The following is a 20,193-nucleotide window of genomic DNA, read 5'->3' as shown; positions in this document are numbered from 1 at the left end:
TCCCCCGTTACAAGTCGTGCACCTTTGGAACCTGGAAGTACACGGAGGCGATGCCGCCATGACGGCCATCATCGAGTCCCCCACGCGGGCGACGCAACGCACCTACTCCCGCTGGGCGTCCCTCGTGATCCTGTGCGCCGGGACGCTGATGACCATTTTGGACGGCAACATCGTCACGGTGGCGATGCCGGCCGTCCAGAGCGACCTCGGCTTCTCCCCGTCGGGTCTCGCCTGGGTGGTGAACGCCTATCTCATCCCGTTCGGCGGGCTGTTGCTGCTGGCGGGGCGGCTCGGCGATCTGGTGGGCCGCAAGCGGATGTTCACGGCGGGCCTCGCGGTGTTCACGGTGGCGTCGGTGCTGTGCGGGGTGGCGACCTCCCCGGGTGTGCTGATCGCCGCGCGGGCGCTGCAGGGGGTCGGCGGCGCGATGACCACCGCCGTGGTGCTCGGGATGCTGGTGTCACTGTTCCCCGAGCCGCGTGAACGGGCCCGCGCCATCGCGGTGTTCAGCGCGGTGGGGGCGGCCGGCGGGGCGCTCGGCACCTTTCTCGGCGGGGCGCTGACCCAGGCGCTGAACTGGCACTGGATCTTCCTGATCAACCTGCCCATCGGGGTGGTGGCATGGGTTGCCGCCGTGCGGGTGCTGGACCGGGAGCCGGGCGCCGGTCTCGGCAAGGGCGCGGACTACCCGGGCGCGGCGCTGGTGACGGGGGCGCTGATGCTGACGGTGTACGTCATCGTCGGCTCGGCCGATCACACCCTGCCCACGACCCTGTCACTGGCCCTGCTCGCCCTCACCCTGTTCCTGGGCTTCACCCTCCGCCAGGCACGCGCCGCCCGGCCACTGCTGCGCCTGCGCCTGTTCGGCTCCCGTCTCCTCACCGGGGCGAACGCCGTACAGATCCTGATGATCGCGACCATGTACGGCTTCCAGTTCATCGGAGCGCTCTATCTCCAACGGGTCCTCGGCTACGGCGAGTTGCTCACCGGCACGGCCTTCCTGCCCGCGCCGGTAGTGATCGGCCTGCTGATGCTGGGCCTGTCGGCGCGGGCGATCGGACGGTACGGCGCCCACCGGGTGCTGACGGCGGGCCTCGCCCTGATCACGGCGGGCATGGGCCTGCTGGGCCGGGCCCCGGCCGATGGTTCGTACGCGCTGGACGTCCTGCCCGCCATGCTCCTCCTCTCGGTCGGCTTCGCGGCGGCGATGCCCGCACTGACGGGTCTGGCCATGTCCGGGGTGCCCGAGGAGGACGCGGGCGCGGCGTCGGGGCTGTTCAACACCACGCAGGTGGTGGGCGGTTCACTGGGTCTTGCGGTGCTCTCGGTACTGGCGGCGAGCCACACGGAGCAGCTGCTCGGTGACGGTGCCAAGACGGTGGCGGCCACCGCGGAGGGGTACCAACTGGCGTTCCGGGTCGCGACGGTCATCGCGGCGGCGGCACTGGCCCTGGCCGCGGCGGTGCTCCGCCCCTCCCGCTCCGCTAACTGAACGCCTCCGTGTGGTCCTCGGCCCACTCCCGGTACGTGCGGGCCCCGCGGCCCAGCACCTCCCGTACATCGTCCGTGATCACGTCGTTGTGACCGGCGCGGACGTACGAACTCCCGGCCAGTACACCCCGCAGATAGGGCTCCGGCATACCGGAACCCCGGAGGTGGGAGCGGACCTCGTCCGGGGTGAGGTCAAGGGTGCGCACCGGGCGGCCGAGGACGTCCGCCAGGACCGTCGCCTGGCCCGGGGCCGTGATCGGCTCCGGGCCGGTCAGGGTGTACGTCCGGCCCGCGTGGCGGGGGTCCAGCAGCGCCGCCACCGCCACCTCCGCCACGTCCCGCGGATCGACCACCCCCTGGCGGCCGTCACCCGTCAGATTCGGTACCGGCTCACCCGACCGGATGGGATCGGCCCAGCTCAGGGTGTTCGAGGCGAAGGTCGACGGCCGCAGGACCGTCCAGTCGGCCCCGCCCGCGCGCAGGGCCTCCTCTCCCGGGATGTGCCAGGTGCCGCCGGGACCCACCCCGGGGTCACCGGTGCCGATCGCCGAGAGCTTCACCAGCCGGGACGCCCCGGCCGCCCGCGCACGGGAGATCAGGTCCACGTCGGGGCGGGTGTCCGGGCCCAGCACGGCCACCAGGAAGGCGGCCTTCACCCCGGCCAGCGCCGAGTCGACGGACTCCGGGTCGAGGAAGTCGCCCCGCACCACCTCCACCCCCGGTGCCGCGTCGAGCCGCGCCGGGTCCCGGGTCAGGGCCCGCACCTTCTCCCCGCGCGCCGCGAGCCGTCGTACCACTTCACTGCCGATGGTGCCCGTGGCACCGGTGACCAGGATCATGCGCACCAGCGTGCCGGGGCGCCCCGGCCCGGCTCTTGGAAATTCCGGCACGGTTCACCGGCCCGCTCGGGCCCGCCGCCCGTCTACCGTGAGGAGGTGACCCCCGAAACCGCCCTGCGGCCCTGGATCGACGGCATCGAGACCGGGCACCTCGACCAGCTGCCGCGCGCACCGTTCCCCCAGGTCCCGGACGCCGCCACCAAGTTGGTCGTCCGGGTCGAGGAAGGGGGCCGGCGCCAGGTCCTGGTGGTCGGGCCGCGCACCCGTGCCTCGTACCACACCGGTGAGCGACGCGCGTCCTGTGTGCAGGTGCGGCTGGCGCCGGGCACCGGGCGGTCGCTGCTGGGGGTCCCCGCCGTCGAACTCGTGGGACAGGTGGCCGCGTTGGAGCGGTTCACCGCCGAGAACGCCCGCCTCCTCGCCCGCGAACTGCGGAACCTGGACCTGGAGGAGACGGTGGGCCACCTGGCCGCCGTGCTCCCCGCCCGCCTCGCCGACGCCACCGACCCCGCCCGCACCGCGCTGCTGCGGGCCGGTGTCGACGCCATGAAGGTCAGGGCCGGACACGCCCCCGCCCAGGTCGGCACCGTTGCCCGGGAACTGGCCGTGAGCGAGCGGCAGTTGCGCATTCTCTTCGCCGAGGGAGTCGGTGTCTCCCCCAAGCACTACGCCCGGATCGACCGCGTTCACCATGTCCTCGCGCACGCGGAGACCGAGCCCTGGGCCGAGCTCGCCACCGCGACCGGCTACTACGACCAGTCGCACATGACCACCGACTTCCGTGCCCTCATGGGAGTCCCGCCGCGCTCGTTCTTCACCGGCCTCCTCCCGCGCGCCACCCCCTGCCGGACGGGATGAAACCAGGTGCGGCCCCGGCCCCGTGCCTGAGAGGCTCACCTCCCATGGCAGCACGACGAATCAAGCCCAGCCTGTACATCTCGGTCGACATCGAGGCCGACGGGCCGATCCCGGGGCCCTACTCCATGCTCAGTCTCGGCGCGGCGGTCGCCGGGACGCAGGATGCCGACGGGTTCACTCCGGCCGATCCCGAGGCGTCCACCTTCTACCGGGAACTGCGCCCGATCAGTGCGGACTTCGTGCCCGAGGCGCTCGCGGTCAGCGGGCTCGACCGGGAGCGCCTCGGCCGGGACGGGAGTGAACCGGCGGTCGCGCTGAGGGAGTTCAGCGAGTGGGTGCGGGAGGCCGGACAGGGGGCACAGCCCGTCATGTGCGGGTACCCGGCCTCGTACGACTGGACCTTTCTGTACTGGTACCTGATCCGGTTCACGGGGTCGAGCCCCTTCGGGCACTCGGGGTGCCTCGACATGAAGACCCTCTACGCGACCAAGGCCGGGCTGCCGCTGCGAGCCGTCGCCAAGGGCACGATGCCGCGCGAGCTGCTGTCACGGCGGCGGCACACGCACCACGCCCTGGACGACGCGATCGAACAGGCGGAGCTGTTCGCCAACCTCATGGCGTGGCCGGGGACGGGTGGGGCGAGCCGGTGAGCTCCTCGCCCGCCTCCATCGGGTGGGTCACATCAGCAGCGTCATGGTCCTTGCCCAGGTGGTTGAAGACCAGGTTCAGCAGCACCGCCACCACACAGCCCGTGGAGATGCCGGAGTCCAGGACGATCCGGGCGGTCTCCGGGAAGGAGTGGTAGAACTCCGGGGCGGAGATGGGGATGATGCCCACCGCCAGGGAGACCGCCACGATCAGCACGTTGTTGTCCTTCTCCAGGCCGGCCCGGACCAGGGTCTGGATGCCGCTGGCCGCGACCGAGCCGAACAGGACCACGCCCGCCCCGCCCAGCACCGGGCGCGGGACGACCGCGATCAGTGAGGCGGCCATCGGGCACAGGCCCATCAGCACCAGGAAACCGCCGCCCGCGGCCACGACGTAGCGGCTGCGGATCCTCGTCATGGCGACCAGGCCGATGTTCTGGGCGAAGGCGCTGCACATGAAGCCGTTGAACAGCGGGCTGATCGCCGAGCCCAGGGTGTCCGCGCGCAGGCCGGCCGCGATGGTCCTCTCATCCGCCGGGCGGTCCACGATCTCGCCCAACGCCAGCATGTCCGCGGTCGATTCGGTCATCGAGACCACCATCACCACGCACATCGAGATGATCGCGGCGAGCTGGAGCTGCGGTGCGCCGAAGTGGAAGGGCGTCGGGAAGCCGATCACGCTCGCGTCCGCCACCGGGGCGAAGTCCGTGACGCCGAAGGGGATGGCTATCAGGGTGCCGCCGAGCAGGCCCAGCAGCACGGCGATCTGCTTGACGAAGCCCCGGGTGAAGCGGCGCAGCAGCAGGACCAGGAGGAGGGTTATGGCCGCCAGGGTCAGGTTGGTGCTCGAACCGTAGTCGTCCGCCGCGGGGTTGGGGCCCTGCGCCCAGCCGAAGGCCACGGGCAGCAGCGAGATACCGATCAGGGTGATGACCGTGCCGGTGACGACCGGTGGGAAGAAGCGGACCATCTTGCTGAAGAACGGCGCCGCGATGAAGCCCAGCAGGCCCGCGACGATCACCGCCCCGAAGATGATCGGCAGTGCGTCGGACTTGTCGTCGGTGGAGGCGACGATCGCGGTCATGGGGGCGACCCCGGCGAAGGTGACGCCGTTGACGAAGGGCAGCCGGGCGCCGATCTTCCAGATGCCCAGCGTCTGGAGGAAGGTCGCGAGGCCCGCCGTGAAGAGGCAGGCGCCGGTCAGGAAGGTCAGGTCGGTGGCGGACAAGCCGATGGCGGCGCCGACGATCAGGGGCGGGGCGACGACGCCCGCGTACATGGCGGCCACATGTTGCAGGCCGGTGGTCGCCATTTTCACGGCGGGGAGTTTCTCGTCGACGGGGTGGGCGGACACGGGCGGCTCCTCCGGTCGGTTGACAGCACGTCGGCTCTGACGTGGGTTTCAAGGAGGTGATGCGCGGTCGTGCGGGACCGGTAAAGAGGGGGACGGGAGGCCGTTCCGGGGCGCGCACGTCCATGCGCGCCCCGGAGACGGCCGCCATGGACCCCGCTCGGGTCCACGGCCACCGGCCGAGAGCCGTCCCTCTCAGCCGGATGTCTTCAACAGGTCAGCCCTGTGCGGCGATCCGCGCCAGTCGCTGCGCCTGCTCGCGGGTGGAGCGGGCGATGGCGTCCTCGTCGACGGTGAGCAGCCGGTCGTTCGCCACGATCTGCTCGCCGTTGACGAAGGAGGCGGTGACCGGGGCCGCCGCGCCGAAGACCAGCGCGGTCACCGGGTCGGCGATGGAGGCGTGGGCGAGGGTATCGAGCTTCCAGAGCACCAGGTCGGCCAGCTTGCCCGGCTCCAGCGAGCCGATCTCGGCGGCGCGGCCGAGCACTTGGGCACCGCCGTAGGTGCCGAGGCGCAGCGCCTGACGGGCGTTCAGGGCGGCCTCGCGGTGGGCGCCGAGGCGGTTGATGAGCAGGGCGTTGCGCAGTTCGGTGTGGAGTTCTCCGGACTCGTTGGAGGCGGTGCCGTCGACGCCGAGGCCGACGGGGACACCGGCCGCGAGCATGTCGGGGACGCGGGCGATGCCGGCGGCCAGCCGGGCGTTGGAGGACGGGCAGTGCGCCACACCCGTCTTCGTCCGGGCGAACGCGGCGATGTCGGAGTCGTTCATGTGGACGCAGTGCGCCATCCACACGTCCTCGCCGAGCCAGCCGGTGGACTCGAAGTAGTCGGTCGGGCCCATGCCGAACAGCTCGTGGCAGAACTTCTCCTCCTCCACGGTCTCCGAGCCGTGGGTGTGCAGCCGTACGCCGAGCCTGCGGGCCAACTCGGCGCCCTGCTTGAGCAGTTCGGTCGACACCGAGAACGGTGAGCAGGGGGCGACCGCGACCTGGGTCATCGCGTCGAAGGAGGCGTCGTGGTGCTCCTTGACGGTGGCCTCGGTGGCGGCGAGGGCGCCCTCCAGGGTCTCGACGGCGAAGTCCGGGGGCAGGCCGCCGTCCTTCTCGCTGCGGTCCATGGAGCCGCGGGCGAGGGTGAAGCGGACGCCCATTTCGCGGGCGGCGCGGATGATCGAGCCGGACAGGTCGCCGGAGCCCTGGGGGAAGACGTAGTGGTGGTCCATGGCGGTGGTGACTCCGCCGCGGGCCATCATGGCGAGCGAGCCCTGGGCGGCCGAGTACGTCATCGCCTCGTCGATGCGCGCCCAGGTCGGGTACAGGGCGACCAGCCAGTTGAACAGGTTGTGGTCGGTGGCCAGGCCGCGGGTGATCCACTGGTAGAAGTGGTGGTGCGTGTTGACCAGTCCGGGAGTCACCAGATGGCCGGTGGCGTCGATGCGCCGTACGACGTTCTCCAGGCCCTCGGGTGCCGGGCCGGCCCCCAGCGACTCTATGCGGTTGCCGCGTACGACGACGTGACCCGAGGCGTGCTCGGTGTCGTGGGCGTCGACGGTCGCGATCGCACAGTTCTCGATGACGATGCGCTGGTCTGCTGCCATGGTTCGTCCTTTGCGCTGTGGTGGAGAGGGCACGGCAGGACCCGGGGGATTTGAGTGCCGCGGCCGGGTTCACAAGGCCCGGCCGCGGGTGCCGAGATGGGGAGTTGTCGTCTACAGGTTGGTCATGTCGACCGGGATGAGCTGCTCGGCGCCGTCCCGCAGGATGGTGGCCTCGATCAGGCCGTAGGGGCGATCGGCGGCGTAGTAGACCTCGTTGTCGTTCTTCAGCCCGAACGGCTCCAGGTCCACCAGGAAGTGGTGCTTGTTCGGGAGCGAGAAGCGGACCTCGTCGATCTCGCTGCGGTTGTTGATGATCCGCGAACCCATCTGGTACAGCGTCTGCTGGAGCGAGAGCGAGTAGGTCTCGGCGAAGGCCTGGAGCATGTGCTTCCTGGTCTGCTCGTAGGACTTCTCCCAGTTGGGCATGCGCTGCTCGTCGTCGGTCCAGTTGAACCGCCAGCGGCCGGACACCTGGGTGGCCAGGATACGGTCGTAGGCCTCCTGGAGCGTCGTGTACTTGTCCTTGACGTAGCCCCAGAACTCGGAGTTGGTCGAGTTCATCACGATCAGGTCCTTCAGACCGGAGATGACCTCCCAGTTCTCACCGTCGTAGGTGATCTGGGTGACCCGGGTCTCCTGGCCCTTGCGGACGAAGGAGTGCCTGACCTCGTCCGCGCCGATGAACCGGGAGTTCGCGTCGGAGGCGGCGATGCGCTCCCACTCGTACTCCTCGATGCGGATCCGGGCGGTCGTGATCGGCTCCTGCGAGGTCACGAAGTGACGGGCGAGGTGGATGCCGAACTGCTCGGCCGACTCGATGCCGTGCTCCTTGGCGAACGCGTACACCGTGTTCTTGGTGGTGTCGGTCGGCAGGACATGGGCGTTGGAGCCGGAGTAGTGGACCTCGTCCATGTCGCCGCTCAGCGCCACGGATACGTTGAGGTCCTTGATGTGATGGGTGGCGCCGTCCCGCGTGATCTTGACGACCCGGTTCTCGGCCTTGCCGTACTGGTTCTGTCCCAGGATGGTGGGCATCTAGCTAGCTCCCTCGGTAAACGGAGTAGCCGAACGGGTTGAGCAGCAGCGGTACATGGAAGTGCTCGCCCGGTACGACGGCGAACGTGATCGCCACCTCGGGGAAGAACACGGCGGCACCGCTGTCCCGATTCGCGGGGGCGTCCTGCTGCGCATCGGCTTGCTTCTTCTCGAAATACGCCTCGACCGCGAAGTCGAGCCGTACATGGGTGGTCCCCTCCGGCAGGGCGGGGAGGTCCTTGCACCGGCCGTCCGCGTCGGTGGCGGAGCCGCCGAGCGCCCGCCAGTCGGCGTCCCGGCCCGAGCGGGCGGAGAGCTGAACGGCGACGCCCTCGGCGGGGCGGCCGACGGAGGTGTCCAGGATGTGGGTGGACACGGAGGCCGTGGTGCTGGTGCTCATGGGGTCAGGCTTCCTCTTCGACGAGTCGGGCCAGTCGGATGCGGTTGATCTTTCCCAGCTCGGTGCGGACGATCTCGCGCTCCTGCTCCGGCGAGTTGCCGATCCGCTCCTTGACGGCGTCGCGCATCTGCTCCCCGGTCCGGCCGGTGGCGCAGATGAGGAAGACATGGCCGAACCTGTCCTGGTAGGCCAGGTTCAGTTCGAGCATCTCGGCCCTGAGCTCCTCGGAGGCGCCGGCCATGCCGCGCTGCTCGCGGGCCGAGGTCGGGTCGCCGGGCTTGGGGCGGCCGATCGGCGGGTGGCCGGCCATCGCCTCGTCGAGGTCGGCGGCGGTCAACTCGGCCGTGGCGGTGTCGCTTGCGGTGTAGAGGTCCTCGGTGGAGGCGTACGGGCGGGCGGCGAGGAGCCACTCGCCCCAGGCCCGGGAGGCGCACGCCTCGTGCAGCTCGGCGAGGGCCGCTCGCTGCTCCAGGGCGTTGAACCGGATCAGGCCCGGCGTGGATGTGGACGTCACGGGAGCCTCCGTGGCCTTGTGCTGAACGGGCTGCCGATAGCTAACGCCCTGCGCGACACCACGTCAACACTTTGTTGAAAATTCCGGGTACCGAAACCCCGGCGGCACCCGTCAGCCCTCCTTCTCCCGGTTCAGGTAGTTGTAGACGGTGAAGCGGCTGACACCGAGGGCGCCGGCCACGGTTTCCACGCCATGCCGTACGGAGAAGGCGCCACGCGCCTCGAGTATCCGTACGACCTCCTGCTTGGCCTTGCGGTCCAGCTCGGCGAGGGGCTTGCCCTTCCTGCGCTCCATGGCGGCCAGGATGTGGTCCAGGGAGTCCGCGAGCTGCGGCAGCCGTACGGCGACCACCTCGGCCCCCTCCCAGGACAGCACGACGTCGTCCACGCCGGCCTCGTCGGGCGGGAGGATCTCGCCGCCCATGGCGTCGACCAGGGGCTTCACGGCCGCGATGAAGGACTCGTCGTTCACCGCTCACCCTCCCCGAGCACGTTGATCTGGAGCGAGACACGGGTGGCGCCGGACTCCAGGGTCCTGCGCAGCAGCGCGTCCACCGCGGTGAGCACGGCGTCCGCGCCGCCCTCCACGGTGTTCCCGAACGGCCCGACATCCACCGCGTCCAGCTCGGCGGCCTCGACGACCTCTCGGGCCACGAGCGCGTGCGCGGGGGCCTCGTCGAGGTCGAAGGGCTCGGTCGTGAATTCCACTCTCAGTCGCACGCGCTCAACCTAACGCGCGCCACCGCATTCCGCCGAGCCCTCTTGACAAGCCCGGACACCCGACGGCAATCTTCCAATAAGCAGAAACTAACTTCCGCAATACGGAATCTCGACACGGAAGGGAGCGCCGGGCCCTATGGGATTCGCAGAGCAGCGCTTCAACGTCAACCTGTCGATCCTCTTCACGGAACTCCCGCTCCTGGAGCGCCCCGCGGCCGCCGCCGCGGCCGGCTTCACCGCGGTCGAGCTGTGGTGGCCCTGGATCGACTCCCCCACCCCCGAGCGGTCCGAGCTCGACGCCCTGAAGAAGGCCATCGAGGACGCGGGCGTCCGGCTCACGGGCCTGAACTTCTACGCCGGACAGCTCCCGGGCCCGGACCGCGGCGCCCTGTCGGTCCCGGGCGAGGAGTCGGAGCGGTTCCGCGCCAACATCGACGTGGCCGCCGACTTCGCCCAGTCGCTGGGCTGCAAGGCGCTCAACGCCCTCTACGGCAACCGCGTCGAGGGCGTGGACCCGGCCGAGCAGGACGCGCTGGCGCTGGAGAACCTCACCCTGGCTGCCCGCGCCGCCGACCGGATCGGCGCGATCCTGCTGATCGAGGCGCTCAACAAGCCGGAGTCGCCGCTGTACCCGCTGGTCAGCGCGCCCGCCGCGGTGGGCATCGTCGACAAGGTCAACGACGCCACCGGCCTGGGCAACGCGAAGTTCCTCATGGACCTCTACCACCTGTCGATGAACGGCGAGGACCTGCCGTCGGTGATCGAGCGCTACGCCGCGAAGACCGGCCATGTGCAGATCGCCGACAACCCCGGCCGGGGCGCCCCGGGCACCGGCTCGCTCCCGCTGGCGGACCTCCTCGACCAGCTCACGAAGGCGGGTTACGACGGCTGGGTCGGCCTCGAGTACAAGCCGGGCGACCGCCCGAGCGCCGAGGCCTTCGACTGGCTGCCCCGCTGACCCCCCGCACCGAAAGGCACATCCTCATGAGCAACCTCCCCAAGATCGCCTGGATAGGCCTCGGCATCATGGGCTCCCCCATGTCCGAGAACCTGATCAAGGCGGGTTACGACGTCACCGGCTTCACCCTGGAGCAGGACAAGCTGGACCGGCTGGCCAAGGCCGGTGGCAGGGCCGCCGGTTCGATCTCCGAGGCCGTCAAGGACGCCGATGTGGTCATCACGATGGTGCCCGCCTCCCCGCAGGTCGAGGCCATCGCCTACGGCCCGGACGGCATCCTGGACAACGCCCGCGCCGGCGCGCTGCTGATCGACATGTCCTCGATCACCCCGCAGACCTCCATCGACCTGGCCAAGGCGGCCGGGGACAAGGGGATCCGGGTGCTGGATGCCCCGGTGTCCGGCGGCGAGGCCGGTGCCATCGAGGCCGTGCTGTCGATCATGGTCGGCGGCGAGCAGGCCGACTTCGACGAGGCCCGGCCGGTACTGGACGCGCTCGGCAGGACCATCGTGCTGTGCGGTCCGCACGGCTCCGGTCAGACCGTGAAGGCCGCCAACCAGCTGATCGTCGCCGTCAACATCCAGGCGTGCGCCGAGGCCGTGGTCTTCCTGGAGAAGTCGGGCGTGAACCTGACGGCCGCCCTGGACGTGCTCAACGGCGGTCTGGCGGGCTCGACCGTGCTGACCCGCAAGAAGGACAACTTCCTCCAGCGGGACTTCAAGCCGGGCTTCCGGATCGATCTGCACCACAAGGACATGGGCATCGTCACCGACGCCGCCCGCAATGTCGGCGCGGCCCTGCCCGTCGGCGCCGTGGTCGCCCAGCTGGTCGCCTCGCTGCGCGCCCAGGGCGACGGCGGCCTGGACCACTCCGCGCTGCTGCGCGCGGTCGAGCGCCTGTCCGGCGCGCAGATCTGACGCGCACCCCCAGACCTCCGGGCGGCGTCGCCGCTGACACCTGTCCTGTCGCGCCCAGGCGGCGGCGTCGCCCGGAATCCACTTCAACAAACTGTTGACGTCACTTTTCCCCACTTCTAGGCTCCACCAAGCGGAAGAACTTTTCCGCTGCCATCCGCACATCCGCACGGAAGTGCTAACGCACGGAAGGTCCACGATGTCGAAGCGCGTGCTCACGACCGAGTCCGGCGCCCCGGTCGCCGACAACCAGAACTCCGCCTCCGCCGGCATCGGCGGCCCGCTCCTCCTCCAGGACCAGCACCTTCTGGAGAAGCTCGCCCGGTTCAACCGTGAGCGCATCCCGGAGCGCGTGGTGCACGCCCGTGGCAGCGGCGCCTACGGCTACTTCGAGGTGACCGACGACGTCACCGGCTTCACCCACGCCGACTTCCTGAACACCGTCGGCAAGCGCACCGAGGTGTTCCTGCGCTTCTCGACCGTGGCCGACAGCCTCGGCGGCGCGGACGCGGTCCGCGACCCGCGCGGGTTCGCGGTCAAGTTCTATACCGAGGAGGGCAATTACGACCTCGTCGGCAACAACACCCCGGTGTTCTTCATCAAGGACCCGATCAAGTTCCCGGACTTCATCCACTCGCAGAAGCGCGACCCGTTCACCGGCAAGCAGGAGCCGGACAACGTCTGGGACTTCTGGGCGCACGCCCCCGAGGCCACGCACCAGGTGACCTGGCTGATGGGCGACCGCGGCATCCCGGCGTCGTACCGCCACATGAACGGCTACGGCTCGCACACCTACCAGTGGACCAACGCCGAGGGCGAGGCCTTCTTCGTCAAGTACCACTTCAAGACGAACCAGGGCATCCGCAGCCTCTCCGCCGAGCAGGGCGCCGAGCTCGCGGGCAAGGACCCCAACTCGCACCAGACGGACCTGCTCCAGGCCATCGAGCGGGGCGTGAACCCGTCCTGGACCCTCTACGTGCAGCTGATGGCGGCGGCCGAGGCGGCGGAGTACCGCTTCAACCCCTTCGACCTGACGAAGGTCTGGCCGCACCAGGATTACCCGCTCCAGCGGGTGGGCCGGCTGGTCCTGGACCGCAACCCCGACAACGTCTTCGCCGAGGTCGAGCAGGCCGCGTTCTCCCCGAACAACTTCGTTCCGGGCATCGGCCCCTCCCCCGACAAGATGCTCCAGGGCCGTCTGTTCGCCTACGCGGACGCGCACCGCTACCGCCTGGGCGTCAACCACACCCAACTCGCGGTGAACGCGCCGAAGGCAACGACGGCGCAGAACTACGGCCGGGACGGTCTCATGGCGTCCAACTCCCAGGGCCGGTACGCCAAGAACTACGAGCCGAACTCCTACGACGGCCCGGCCGAGACCGGCCGTCCGCTGTCCGCCCCGCTCGCGGTGACCGGCCACACCGGCACCCACGAGGCGCCGCGGCACACCAAGGACGACGACTTCTTCCAGGCCGGCGAGCTGTACCGGCTGATGTCCGCGGAGGAGAAGTCCCGGCTGATCGCGAACATCTCCGGCGGCCTCGCCCAGGTCTCCCGCGACGACGTGATCGAGCGGAACCTGGCCCACTTCCACGCCGCCGATCCGGAGTACGGCCGGCGGGTGGAGGAGGCGGTCCGCGCCCTGCGCGAGGACTGAAAGGCTCCCTGACCGCGTCCGCGCGGCCGGGCGACCCGGATTGAGGGGTGGTCGACCGGCGGCGGGCGCGAGCAGGGTGAGGACCGCGGCGGTGTGCGAGCCAGTGCGGTGGTGAAGGAACCGAGCCTCTTCTCGACCAGAGGGAAGGGTGATTCGGGCTCCGTCGCGACCGCCGCGGTCCCGAAACGAACCAGCGCCGGATACGGACGGTCCCGTATCCGGCGCTGCTCTGCGTTCCCGGGCTGTCCCGAGGCCGTCCCGGCGCTTTCCCGGCGTGCGGACCGGCCCCGCGCGCAGGAGGCTGAGGGCATGGAACAACCGACGCAGCAACCGCACATCGTGGTCCACTCCCCCGCCCTGGACGGATCCCGGCGGGTCACCGCGGGGGACGAGACGCTGGGCATCGCCTCGCACGTCGACGACGTCGCCGAGTTCCTGCGGCTGGCCGACCTCTACGTCACCGACGTCGCGGAGTCCGACCTGATCGAATGGCAGGGCGGCGGCCCCGACGACTGGCCGGGCCTCTCCGAGCACCACGAGTCCCATGGGGCCCACGAGGCGTGAACCGTCTACGCCGCCGTCCGTAGTCCGGCTACGCAACCCTCAAATCAACCTCTGAACCCGCGCCCGGGGGCTTCAACCACCCCCGGGCGCGGGCACATTCTCGTCTGCACGGGGCCCGCCGGCACGGGGGCGGCGGGCCCCCGCGGGCCGGACCCGGTCAGGGGTGTCCGGGCGGGCCCGGTACGACGGGGGCGGCGTGAGACCCGCCGGTACGGGGGTGTACGGCGGGTCTCAGGCCGGAGTCGGCCGCGGGTCGCGGCCGACCGGCAGCACGGCATACCGAAGGGGCGGCCCACCCCCCGGGTCGGGCCGCCCCGTCCGACCTGTGGGTCAGACCTTCAGCGTCTTGATCGAGGTCGGCGCGTGGCCGGGCTCGGTCGCGAGCTCCTCGAACTCCACGACATTGCTGATGTCGTTGGTGGTCGACATGGAGATGTTGGTGACGCGCTCCAGGATCGCCTCGACGACGACCGGCACCTGGAACTCGGCGGCGAGCTTCTTGGCCTGCTCCAGGGCGGCGCCCAGTTCGGCCGGGTCGGTGACCCGGATCGCCTTGCAGCCGAGGCCCTCGGCGACCTTGACGTGGTCGACACCGTAGACGCCCAGCTCGGGCGAGTTGATGTTCTCGAACTCCAGCTTGACCTGGAAGTCGATGTCGAAGGCCCGCTGCGCCTGCCGGATCAGCCCCAGGTAGGAGTTGTTGACCAGCACATGGACGTACGGGATCTTGTGCTGCGCCCCGACCGCCAGCTCCTCGATCATGAACTGGAAGTCGTAGTCGCCGGACAGGGCGACGACCTGCGCCTCCGGGTCGGCCTTGGCGACGCCCAGCGCGGCCGGGATCGTCCAGCCGAGGGGGCCCGCCTGACCGCAGTTGATCCAGTGCCGTGGCTTGAAGACGTGCAGCATCTGGGCGCCGGCGATCTGGGAGAGGCCGATGGTGGAGACGTACCGGGTCTCGGGACCGAACGCCTTGTTCATCTCCTCGTAGACGCGCTGCGGCTTGATCGGGATGTCGTCGAAGTGCGTACGGCGCTGGAGGGTCGCCTTCTTCTCCTGCGCGGACGCGGCCCAGACGGAGCGGTCGGGCAGCCTGCCCGCCGCCTTCAGCTCGCGTGCCACCTCGACGAACAGCGCCAGCGCGGCCTTGGCGTCGGAGGCGATGCCGTAGTCCGGGGCGAAGATCTTGCCGATCTGGGTGGGCTCGACGTCGACGTGGACGAAGGTCCGCCCGGCCGTGTAGACGTCCAGCTTGCCGGTGTGGCGGTTGGCCCAGCGGTTGCCGATGCCGAGGACGAAGTCGGACTCCAGGAAGGTCGCGTTGCCGTAGCGGTGCGAGGTCTGCAGGCCCACCATGCCGGCGTTCAGCTCATGGTCGTCGGGGAGCAGGCCCCAGCCCATCAGGGTGGGCACGACCGGGGTGCCGGTCAGCTCGGCGAACTCGACCAGGAGGTCGGCCGCGTCGGCGTTGATGACACCGCCGCCCGCGACGATCAGCGGCCGCTCGGCGGCGTTCAGCATCCCGATCGCCTTCTCGATCTGGGCGCGGGACGCGGCGGGCTTGTAGACCGGGAGCGGCTCGTAGGTCTCCGGGTCGAACTCGATCTCGGTGAGCTGGACGTCGATCGGCAGGTCGATCAGGACCGGGCCGGGACGGCCGGAGCGCATCAGATGGAAGGCCTGCTGGAAGACGCCGGGGACCTGTGCGGCCTCCAGGACGGTCACCGCCATTTTCGTGACCGGCTTGGCGATCGAGGCGATGTCGACGGCCTGGAAGTCCTCTTTGTGGATCACGGCGGTCGGCGCCTGGCCGGTGATGCACAGGATCGGGATGGAGTCACCGATGGCCGAGTACAGACCGGTGATCATGTCGGTGCCGGCCGGCCCCGAGGTGCCGATGCACACGCCGATGTTGCCCGGGTGGGTCCGGGTGTAGCCCTCGGCCATGTGCGAGGCGCCCTCGACATGCCGGGCGAGGGTGTGCTGGATGCCGCCGGACGCCTTGAGCGCGGCATAGAAGGGGTTGATCGCCGCGCCGGGCACACCGAACGCGTTGCTGACGCCCTCGCGCTTGAGGATCTCAACTGCCGCGCGGACAGCGGTCATTCGAGCCATCGAGTACTCCTGCTTCGGCTGTCGGATTCGCACTCCCGTCGCGCCCCGCCGGTTGAGCTCTTCCGTATTGCGGAAAGTAATTTCTACTATCTGGAAGCAATGTAGGTGGCGGTACGAAGGCAGTCAAGAGACGGACAAGCAGGGGTTCCGCGCGGCACCATGGGTGCCATGCCCCAGAGCTTGGCGGTGTGCTGCCCGGCCTGCAGACGTGAGCACCTGTACGCGGCTCCGTCGTATCCGTGCGTCTGCGGCGCCCCCGTCACCCCGCCGCTGGACCCGCGCGGCACTCCGTGCGCCGTCACGCACCGGGTGTGGGCGGAGGACTGGGTGACCGTGGAGTGCGCCGCCTGCGGACGCCGCGGCCAGTGGCCGCACCCGGAGCTGGGGTGCCCCTGCGGGACGGTGGTGCGGGTCCCGGTGGCGGGCACCCTCTCCGAGCCGGGCGGCGAAGTGCCCCGGGCGGCCCCCTCCCGGCACCGGCCCGCCTTCCAGCCGGTCACCATCCGCACCGCGCGGGACGCGGTCACCGCGGCCGCGCTGTATCTGCGCTGGCTCGGCTACCGGGACATCCGCCGCGCCGACCAGCGGCCCCCGTCCGGCATCGGCCTCGCCGCGCGCGGTCTGCTGGCGCAGGTCGACCCGACCGTGCAGCCGGCCGCCGTACGGGATGTGGAGTGCCTGTGGCTGACGGCCATGACGGAGTCCGCCGTCTGCGCCTACTTCTCCCTCGCCGGGTACGCGCCGGACGCCCGCACCCGGGCCGACGCCCTCGGCGTCCCGCTCTTCGTGCTGGACCTCACCGGCACACCGCAGCCGGTCAACAGCCACGCCGACGCGCTGGACTCCCCCGCGGGCTGACCCACGGGGGAGCGGAGGACATGGCTACGGGTTGACGCAGCCGATCGAGCCGACCGGGAAGTTGTTGCCGGTCGAGGTGGCCGTGAAGCCGAAGGTCGTACTGCCGTCCGGCGCGATGGTCCGGTTGTAGGCGGCGTTCGCGACCGTGACCGTGCCGTCGGACCCGGTATTCAATGTTCCGTTCCAGACGCTGCTGATCCGGGTGCCGGAGCCCGGCTGCCAGCGCACGGCCCAGCCGTCCTGGGCGGTCGTGCCGTGGTTCATCACCTCGACGGAACCCTGGAAGCCACCGCTCCAGGAGTTCGTCACCGAGTAGACGGCCATGCACCCGGTGTGCGGGTCGGTCGGCGTGGGCGTCGGAGTCGGCGTGGGCGTGGGCGTCGGCTCACCGCCGTTCGAGCCGCCGATGCCCGTCACCTCCCCGTTGCCGCCGTCGAAGACGATGTCGGAGCAGGAGAAGAAGTTCTCCGCGCTGTCCGAGCGCACCCACTGGATGAACATCACCGCGTCACCGGTGCGGCCCGAGGGCAGCCTCAGGTCCCAGTAGTAGTGGCCGGACTCGCTGCCCACCGAACCGGACTGCGGCGGGTTGGTGACCGTCTGGACCAGCTCCAGATCGGCCCAGTCCAGCTGAGTGGCGGGCGAATAGCCGGGCTTGGAGACATAGACCCGGAAGTCACCCGGGTGCGCCGCCCAGTTGCTGTACTTGACCCGGATCGACCCGCCCGAGGTCAGATGGGTACGGGGCCAGTCGGAGCGGGCGGCGTTGTAGCCGGTGAAGTTGTACGGGGACCGGTCACCGGCGCTGCACAGCTTGCCGTCGGGCACATAACCGGCGCCCCGGCCGCCCGCGTTGGAGTCGAGCACGGCGAACCAGTTGTACAGCGCCGTCGCACCGCTCTCCGCGAGCGCGGCCTTGCAGGCGGGGTTCGTCGGGTCCAGGGCGCCGGTGCTGGTCCTGGCGTCCTGATAGCAGAGGTAGGTCCGCGATCCGGGCATCATCGCCACGCCGTGCGCCTGCGCGCTGCCCTGCCCGAGTAAGGCCAGGCCCAGCCCGCTGAGAAGGGTTGCCAGCACCGCCGCCCAGGAGAGGAGGCGGTTTCCGCGTCGAGCCATCGTGTCGTTCTCCTGTCGGTCGTCGAACTGTCCGCTGTGGAACCCCCCGCCGGACCGGGGCCGGCTGCGCGCCGGTGCGGCGGGGGAGTGTGGGGGTGGGCCGCACGGGTCAGGCGACGGCGCAGGCGGTGCCGTTCAGGGTGAAGCCGGACGGCTCGGCGAAGGTGCCGCTGTAGGTGCCCTGGAAGCCGAAGTTCTGGCTGCCGCCGGCCGCGATGCGCGCGTTGTGCGCGACGGGGCTCGCCACGAGGGCGCCGGTCGCCCCGGACAGGTTCGCGTTCCAGGCGCCCGTGACCCGCTGCCCGGAGGGCAGGGTGAAGCCGAGCTGCCAGCCGTCCAGCGCGGCCGAACCGGTGTTGCGGACGGTGACGTTGGCGGTGAAGCCGCCCTGCCAGACGTTGGTGTCGTACGCCACCTGGCAGCTCGCCGCCGGGTCGCCCGGGTCACCGGGGTCGGTGCCGCCGGTGTTCACGGCGGCGGAGAAGGAGTTCACCGCGAGCCCGGCGCCGTTCTGCCACGGCTCGAACCCGGCCTGGACACTGGTCAGATACCAGTTGGGCTGCGCCATCCCGCGGGCGACGGCCTGGTCGACGAAGTCCATGACGTCGAAGTTCCAGGAGCTGATCGCCGACGGGGCGACGAAGGAGATCACGTCGTTGGAGCCGTTGCCGCCGGTCCACACCTCCCAGCTCCGGCCGCCGACGGTGGCGGTGCCGACCGGCGAGCCGATCGGCTGGATCGGTCCGACCCGGTTGAACCAGATCATGATCTCGGTCCGGTTGACGCCGTCGGTGCGCGGCGTCGGGTCCAGCCAGATGTCGTACGAGGCGTTGTAAACGGCGTCCGACACGAAGCCGTAGGAGATGCTGCTGGGTGCGCTGGAGATGGTGCTGAGCTGCGCGGGGAGGTTGGTGCCGGGCGAACAGTTGGTGTAGTGGCAGCCGTTGAAGACGGACGGGTAGGACTTCGGGGCGCCGTTGGTGGGCACCGAGCCGTCGGCCTGGGTGACCCGGAAGCCGGTGTCGGTGGCGGTGACGCACTGCGCGGCGCTGGTGCCCCAGCGGTTGTTCTGGACGACGTAACGGCCTTGGATCACGGTCGATCCGTACTGCTCGCAGATCGTGGTGTCGGCCTGGGCCGGTGGGCCGGCGGCGACCAGGGCCGCCAGGGGGGCCAGAGCGGTGAGCACGGCGCCGAGGAGCGCGCGGACGGTGCGGAGGCGGTGCGGTGACGATCGCATGCGGGGGGCCTCTCTGCGGGGAACCGGATTCGACAGGGGGGTGCTGCGGGGGTTCCGGGAGCGCTCCCGATCCCTCATCATGGGAGCGCTCCCACCCCACCGGTTTCGGTGGCGACTGTAAGAGTGCCGCATGTCCCTGACAACCCTGTGCGCGCGAATCCGTCGAAGGGATTTCGAACCGCCAGGTCACCGCTTGATCGCTCAACGGCCTTACGGGGCAAGGGGTTTGGGAGCGCTCCCGAAAGTTGCGACCAGCGGGCCTACGCCGAGTCCCGCACCACCAGGCGCGTGCGCAGGATGACGTGGCGCCAGGCCACCTCCGGCTGTTCGAACTCCTCCAGCAGCAGTCGCACCATGGTCCGGCCGATCTCCTCCAGCGGCTGGCGGACCGTCGTCAGGGAGGGCTCGGTGTGGCGGGCGAGCGTGAAGTCGTCGAAGCCGATCACCGCGACGTCCTCGGGCACCCGGCGGCCGGCCGCCCGCAGCACGCCCAGCGCTCCGGCGGCCATGGTGTCCGAGGCGGCGAAGACGGCGTCCAGGTCCGGGTGCCGTTCGAGGAGTTCGGCCGTCGCCCGGCGACCGCTGTCCTCGGTGAAGTCGCCCTCGACGACCAGCGTGGGCAGGGGATCCACGCCCGCGGCGGCCAGCGCTTCCCGGTAGCCGCGCAACCGGCACTGGGTCACGTACATGTCGAGCGGCCCGGTGACGGCGGCGATCCTTCTCCGCCCGGCGCGCAGCAGGTGCTCGACCGCGTCGCGGGCGCCGCCGACGTTGTCCGCGTCCACGTAGGTGACGCGCTCGTCGCCCGAGCGCCGGCCGAGCAGCACGGTGGGCAGTCCGGCCTCGGCGAGCATGTCGGGCAGCCGGTCCTCGGCCCGTACGGACATCAGCAGGACGCCGTCCACCCGCCCGCCGCGCGCGTATTCGACGAACCGCTTCCGCTCGGCGTCCGTGCGGACGAGGGTGAGCAGCAGTTGCACGGAGGTGTCGGCGAGGGCGTCGCCGACCGACCGGACGATCTCCGAGAAGAACGGTTCCCCGAACAGCCGCCAGTCCCGCTCGGTCATCGCCAGCGCCACGGCGTCCGCGCGCCGCCCGGCCAGCGAACGGGCCGCCAGATTGGGCACATAGCCCAGTTCGGCGATGGCCCGCTGGACGGTCCGGCGGGTCGAATCCTTCACGCCCGCCGCGTTGTTGATGACCCGCGAGACGGTGCCGCGCCCCACACCGGCGCGAGCCGCGACCTCCTCCAGCGTCGGCGAGCCAGGGCGCTGCTTGCCCATAACCACCCCCAGGGCACCCGATCTTACGGTCGAGTAG

At 70.5% G+C, this 20,193-nt stretch carries 20 protein-coding genes; 8 read left to right on the top strand and 12 right to left on the bottom strand.

The features are described from left to right. Window positions 1-58 precede the first annotated feature (58 nt). On the top strand, window positions 59-1,492 hold the full coding sequence (locus tag STRCI_RS32325; RefSeq protein ID WP_269662493.1) for an MFS transporter: 1,434 nt from the start codon (window positions 59-61) through the stop codon (window positions 1,490-1,492). Here STRCI_RS32325 and STRCI_RS32320 read toward each other — a convergent pair. Beyond that, complete coding sequence (locus tag STRCI_RS32320) at window positions 1,485-2,339, bottom strand: SDR family oxidoreductase (RefSeq protein ID WP_269664703.1); 855 nt, start codon at window positions 2,337-2,339, stop codon at window positions 1,485-1,487. The genes STRCI_RS32325 and STRCI_RS32320 overlap by 8 nt on opposite strands. 87 nt (window positions 2,340-2,426) lie before the next feature. On the opposite strand from STRCI_RS32320, the gene STRCI_RS32315 reads away from it, so the two are divergent. Beyond that, window positions 2,427-3,188, top strand: a complete 762-nt coding sequence (locus tag STRCI_RS32315) for an AraC family transcriptional regulator (RefSeq protein ID WP_269662492.1) — start codon at window positions 2,427-2,429, stop codon at window positions 3,186-3,188. Window positions 3,189-3,232: 44 nt separating this feature from the next. Then, window positions 3,233-3,838, top strand: a complete 606-nt coding sequence (locus tag STRCI_RS32310) for a 3'-5' exonuclease (RefSeq protein WP_269662491.1) — start codon at window positions 3,233-3,235, stop codon at window positions 3,836-3,838. Here the strand turns inward: STRCI_RS32310 and STRCI_RS32305 are convergent. The 7 genes from STRCI_RS32305 to STRCI_RS32275 all read right to left on the bottom strand — a co-directional run bounded on the left by STRCI_RS32305 (window position 3,801) and on the right by STRCI_RS32275 (window position 9,451). Further along, window positions 3,801-5,189: a nucleobase:cation symporter-2 family protein gene (locus STRCI_RS32305; protein WP_269662490.1), complete on the bottom strand. Its 1,389-nt coding sequence runs from the start codon at window positions 5,187-5,189 to the stop codon at window positions 3,801-3,803. The two genes, STRCI_RS32310 and STRCI_RS32305, sit on opposite strands and share 38 nt — an antisense overlap. A gap of 214 nt (window positions 5,190-5,403) precedes the next feature. Next, window positions 5,404-6,783: an 8-oxoguanine deaminase gene (locus STRCI_RS32300; RefSeq protein WP_269662489.1), complete on the bottom strand. Its 1,380-nt coding sequence runs from the start codon at window positions 6,781-6,783 to the stop codon at window positions 5,404-5,406. A 111-nt stretch (window positions 6,784-6,894) separates the two neighbouring features. Continuing rightward, complete coding sequence (gene pucL / locus STRCI_RS32295) at window positions 6,895-7,818, bottom strand: factor-independent urate hydroxylase (RefSeq protein WP_269662488.1); 924 nt, start codon at window positions 7,816-7,818, stop codon at window positions 6,895-6,897. Window positions 7,819-7,822: 4 nt separating this feature from the next. After that, window positions 7,823-8,218: a hydroxyisourate hydrolase gene (uraH, locus tag STRCI_RS32290; RefSeq protein WP_269662487.1), complete on the bottom strand. Its 396-nt coding sequence runs from the start codon at window positions 8,216-8,218 to the stop codon at window positions 7,823-7,825. Window positions 8,219-8,222: 4 nt separating this feature from the next. Then, window positions 8,223-8,732, bottom strand: coding sequence for a 2-oxo-4-hydroxy-4-carboxy-5-ureidoimidazoline decarboxylase (gene uraD, locus STRCI_RS32285; RefSeq protein ID WP_269662486.1), 510 nt, complete (start codon window positions 8,730-8,732; stop codon window positions 8,223-8,225). 111 nt (window positions 8,733-8,843) lie between these two features. Beyond that, a complete protein-coding gene (locus tag STRCI_RS32280) occupies window positions 8,844-9,155 on the bottom strand; it encodes a helix-turn-helix domain-containing protein (RefSeq protein WP_269664702.1) in 312 nt (103 codons plus the stop codon). Between the two features lie 44 nt (window positions 9,156-9,199). After that, the gene (locus STRCI_RS32275; protein WP_269662485.1) at window positions 9,200-9,451 is read right to left on the bottom strand and encodes a thiamine-binding protein; all 252 of its coding nucleotides are present in this window, start codon (window positions 9,449-9,451) and stop codon (window positions 9,200-9,202) included. A 136-nt stretch (window positions 9,452-9,587) separates the two neighbouring features. Here STRCI_RS32275 and STRCI_RS32270 point away from each other — a divergent pair, with 136 nt between their 5' ends. The 4 genes from STRCI_RS32270 (at window position 9,588) to STRCI_RS32255 (ending at window position 13,544) form a co-directional block, all read left to right on the top strand. Next, the gene (locus STRCI_RS32270; protein WP_269662484.1) at window positions 9,588-10,409 is read left to right on the top strand and encodes a TIM barrel protein; all 822 of its coding nucleotides are present in this window, start codon (window positions 9,588-9,590) and stop codon (window positions 10,407-10,409) included. A 26-nt stretch (window positions 10,410-10,435) separates the two neighbouring features. Beyond that, window positions 10,436-11,326, top strand: a complete 891-nt coding sequence (locus tag STRCI_RS32265) for a 2-hydroxy-3-oxopropionate reductase (RefSeq protein ID WP_269662483.1) — start codon at window positions 10,436-10,438, stop codon at window positions 11,324-11,326. 196 nt (window positions 11,327-11,522) lie between these two features. Then, a complete protein-coding gene (locus STRCI_RS32260) occupies window positions 11,523-12,980 on the top strand; it encodes a catalase (RefSeq protein ID WP_269662482.1) in 1,458 nt (485 codons plus the stop codon). Window positions 12,981-13,289: 309 nt separating this feature from the next. After that, window positions 13,290-13,544, top strand: a complete 255-nt coding sequence (locus STRCI_RS32255; protein WP_269662481.1) for a hypothetical protein — start codon at window positions 13,290-13,292, stop codon at window positions 13,542-13,544. Window positions 13,545-13,874: 330 nt separating this feature from the next. Here the strand turns inward: STRCI_RS32255 and gcl are convergent, their stop codons facing one another. Then, complete coding sequence (gcl, locus tag STRCI_RS32250) at window positions 13,875-15,659, bottom strand: glyoxylate carboligase (protein WP_269662480.1); 1,785 nt, start codon at window positions 15,657-15,659, stop codon at window positions 13,875-13,877. 159 nt (window positions 15,660-15,818) lie between these two features. Here gcl and STRCI_RS32245 point away from each other — a divergent pair, with 159 nt between their 5' ends. Next, a complete protein-coding gene (locus STRCI_RS32245) occupies window positions 15,819-16,517 on the top strand; it encodes a hypothetical protein (protein WP_269662479.1) in 699 nt (232 codons plus the stop codon). A gap of 24 nt (window positions 16,518-16,541) precedes the next feature. Here STRCI_RS32245 and STRCI_RS32240 read toward each other — a convergent pair whose 3' ends face one another. The 3 genes from STRCI_RS32240 to STRCI_RS32230 form a co-directional block, all read right to left on the bottom strand. Then, window positions 16,542-17,633, bottom strand: coding sequence for a lytic polysaccharide monooxygenase auxiliary activity family 9 protein (locus tag STRCI_RS32240; protein WP_269662478.1), 1,092 nt, complete (start codon window positions 17,631-17,633; stop codon window positions 16,542-16,544). 109 nt (window positions 17,634-17,742) lie between these two features. Next, window positions 17,743-18,873 carry a glycoside hydrolase family 12 protein gene (locus STRCI_RS32235; RefSeq protein ID WP_269662477.1) on the bottom strand — a complete coding sequence of 377 codons (1,131 nt, stop codon included), beginning with the start codon at window positions 18,871-18,873 and terminating at the stop codon, window positions 17,743-17,745. 260 nt (window positions 18,874-19,133) lie between these two features. Continuing rightward, entirely contained in the window at window positions 19,134-20,156 is a 1,023-nt protein-coding gene (locus STRCI_RS32230) for a LacI family DNA-binding transcriptional regulator (RefSeq protein ID WP_269662476.1), read from the bottom strand. Window positions 20,157-20,193 lie beyond the last annotated feature (37 nt).

This window comes from Streptomyces cinnabarinus (assembly GCF_027270315.1).
Lineage (GTDB): Bacteria > Actinomycetota > Actinomycetes > Streptomycetales > Streptomycetaceae > Streptomyces > Streptomyces cinnabarinus.
This window is presented reverse-complemented; position numbering and strand designations above follow the sequence as displayed.

Coding starts and splice junctions, on each gene's coding strand:
- STRCI_RS32260 (WP_269662482.1), top strand. CDS start 11,523: ATGTCGAAGCGCGTGCTCACGACCGAGTCCGGCGCCCCGGTCGCCGAC.
- pucL (WP_269662488.1), bottom strand. CDS start 7,818: ATGCCCACCATCCTGGGACAGAACCAGTACGGCAAGGCCGAGAACCGG.
- gcl (WP_269662480.1), bottom strand. CDS start 15,659: ATGGCTCGAATGACCGCTGTCCGCGCGGCAGTTGAGATCCTCAAGCGC.
- STRCI_RS32265 (WP_269662483.1), top strand. CDS start 10,436: ATGAGCAACCTCCCCAAGATCGCCTGGATAGGCCTCGGCATCATGGGC.
- STRCI_RS32280 (WP_269664702.1), bottom strand. CDS start 9,155: ATGGGCGGCGAGATCCTCCCGCCCGACGAGGCCGGCGTGGACGACGTC.
- STRCI_RS32255 (WP_269662481.1), top strand. CDS start 13,290: ATGGAACAACCGACGCAGCAACCGCACATCGTGGTCCACTCCCCCGCC.
- STRCI_RS32270 (WP_269662484.1), top strand. CDS start 9,588: ATGGGATTCGCAGAGCAGCGCTTCAACGTCAACCTGTCGATCCTCTTC.
- STRCI_RS32310 (WP_269662491.1), top strand. CDS start 3,233: ATGGCAGCACGACGAATCAAGCCCAGCCTGTACATCTCGGTCGACATC.
- STRCI_RS32325 (WP_269662493.1), top strand. CDS start 59: ATGACGGCCATCATCGAGTCCCCCACGCGGGCGACGCAACGCACCTAC.
- uraH (WP_269662487.1), bottom strand. CDS start 8,218: ATGAGCACCAGCACCACGGCCTCCGTGTCCACCCACATCCTGGACACC.
- STRCI_RS32240 (WP_269662478.1), bottom strand. CDS start 17,633: ATGGCTCGACGCGGAAACCGCCTCCTCTCCTGGGCGGCGGTGCTGGCA.
- STRCI_RS32245 (WP_269662479.1), top strand. CDS start 15,819: ATGGGTGCCATGCCCCAGAGCTTGGCGGTGTGCTGCCCGGCCTGCAGA.
- STRCI_RS32300 (WP_269662489.1), bottom strand. CDS start 6,783: ATGGCAGCAGACCAGCGCATCGTCATCGAGAACTGTGCGATCGCGACC.
- STRCI_RS32235 (WP_269662477.1), bottom strand. CDS start 18,873: ATGCGATCGTCACCGCACCGCCTCCGCACCGTCCGCGCGCTCCTCGGC.
- STRCI_RS32230 (WP_269662476.1), bottom strand. CDS start 20,156: ATGGGCAAGCAGCGCCCTGGCTCGCCGACGCTGGAGGAGGTCGCGGCT.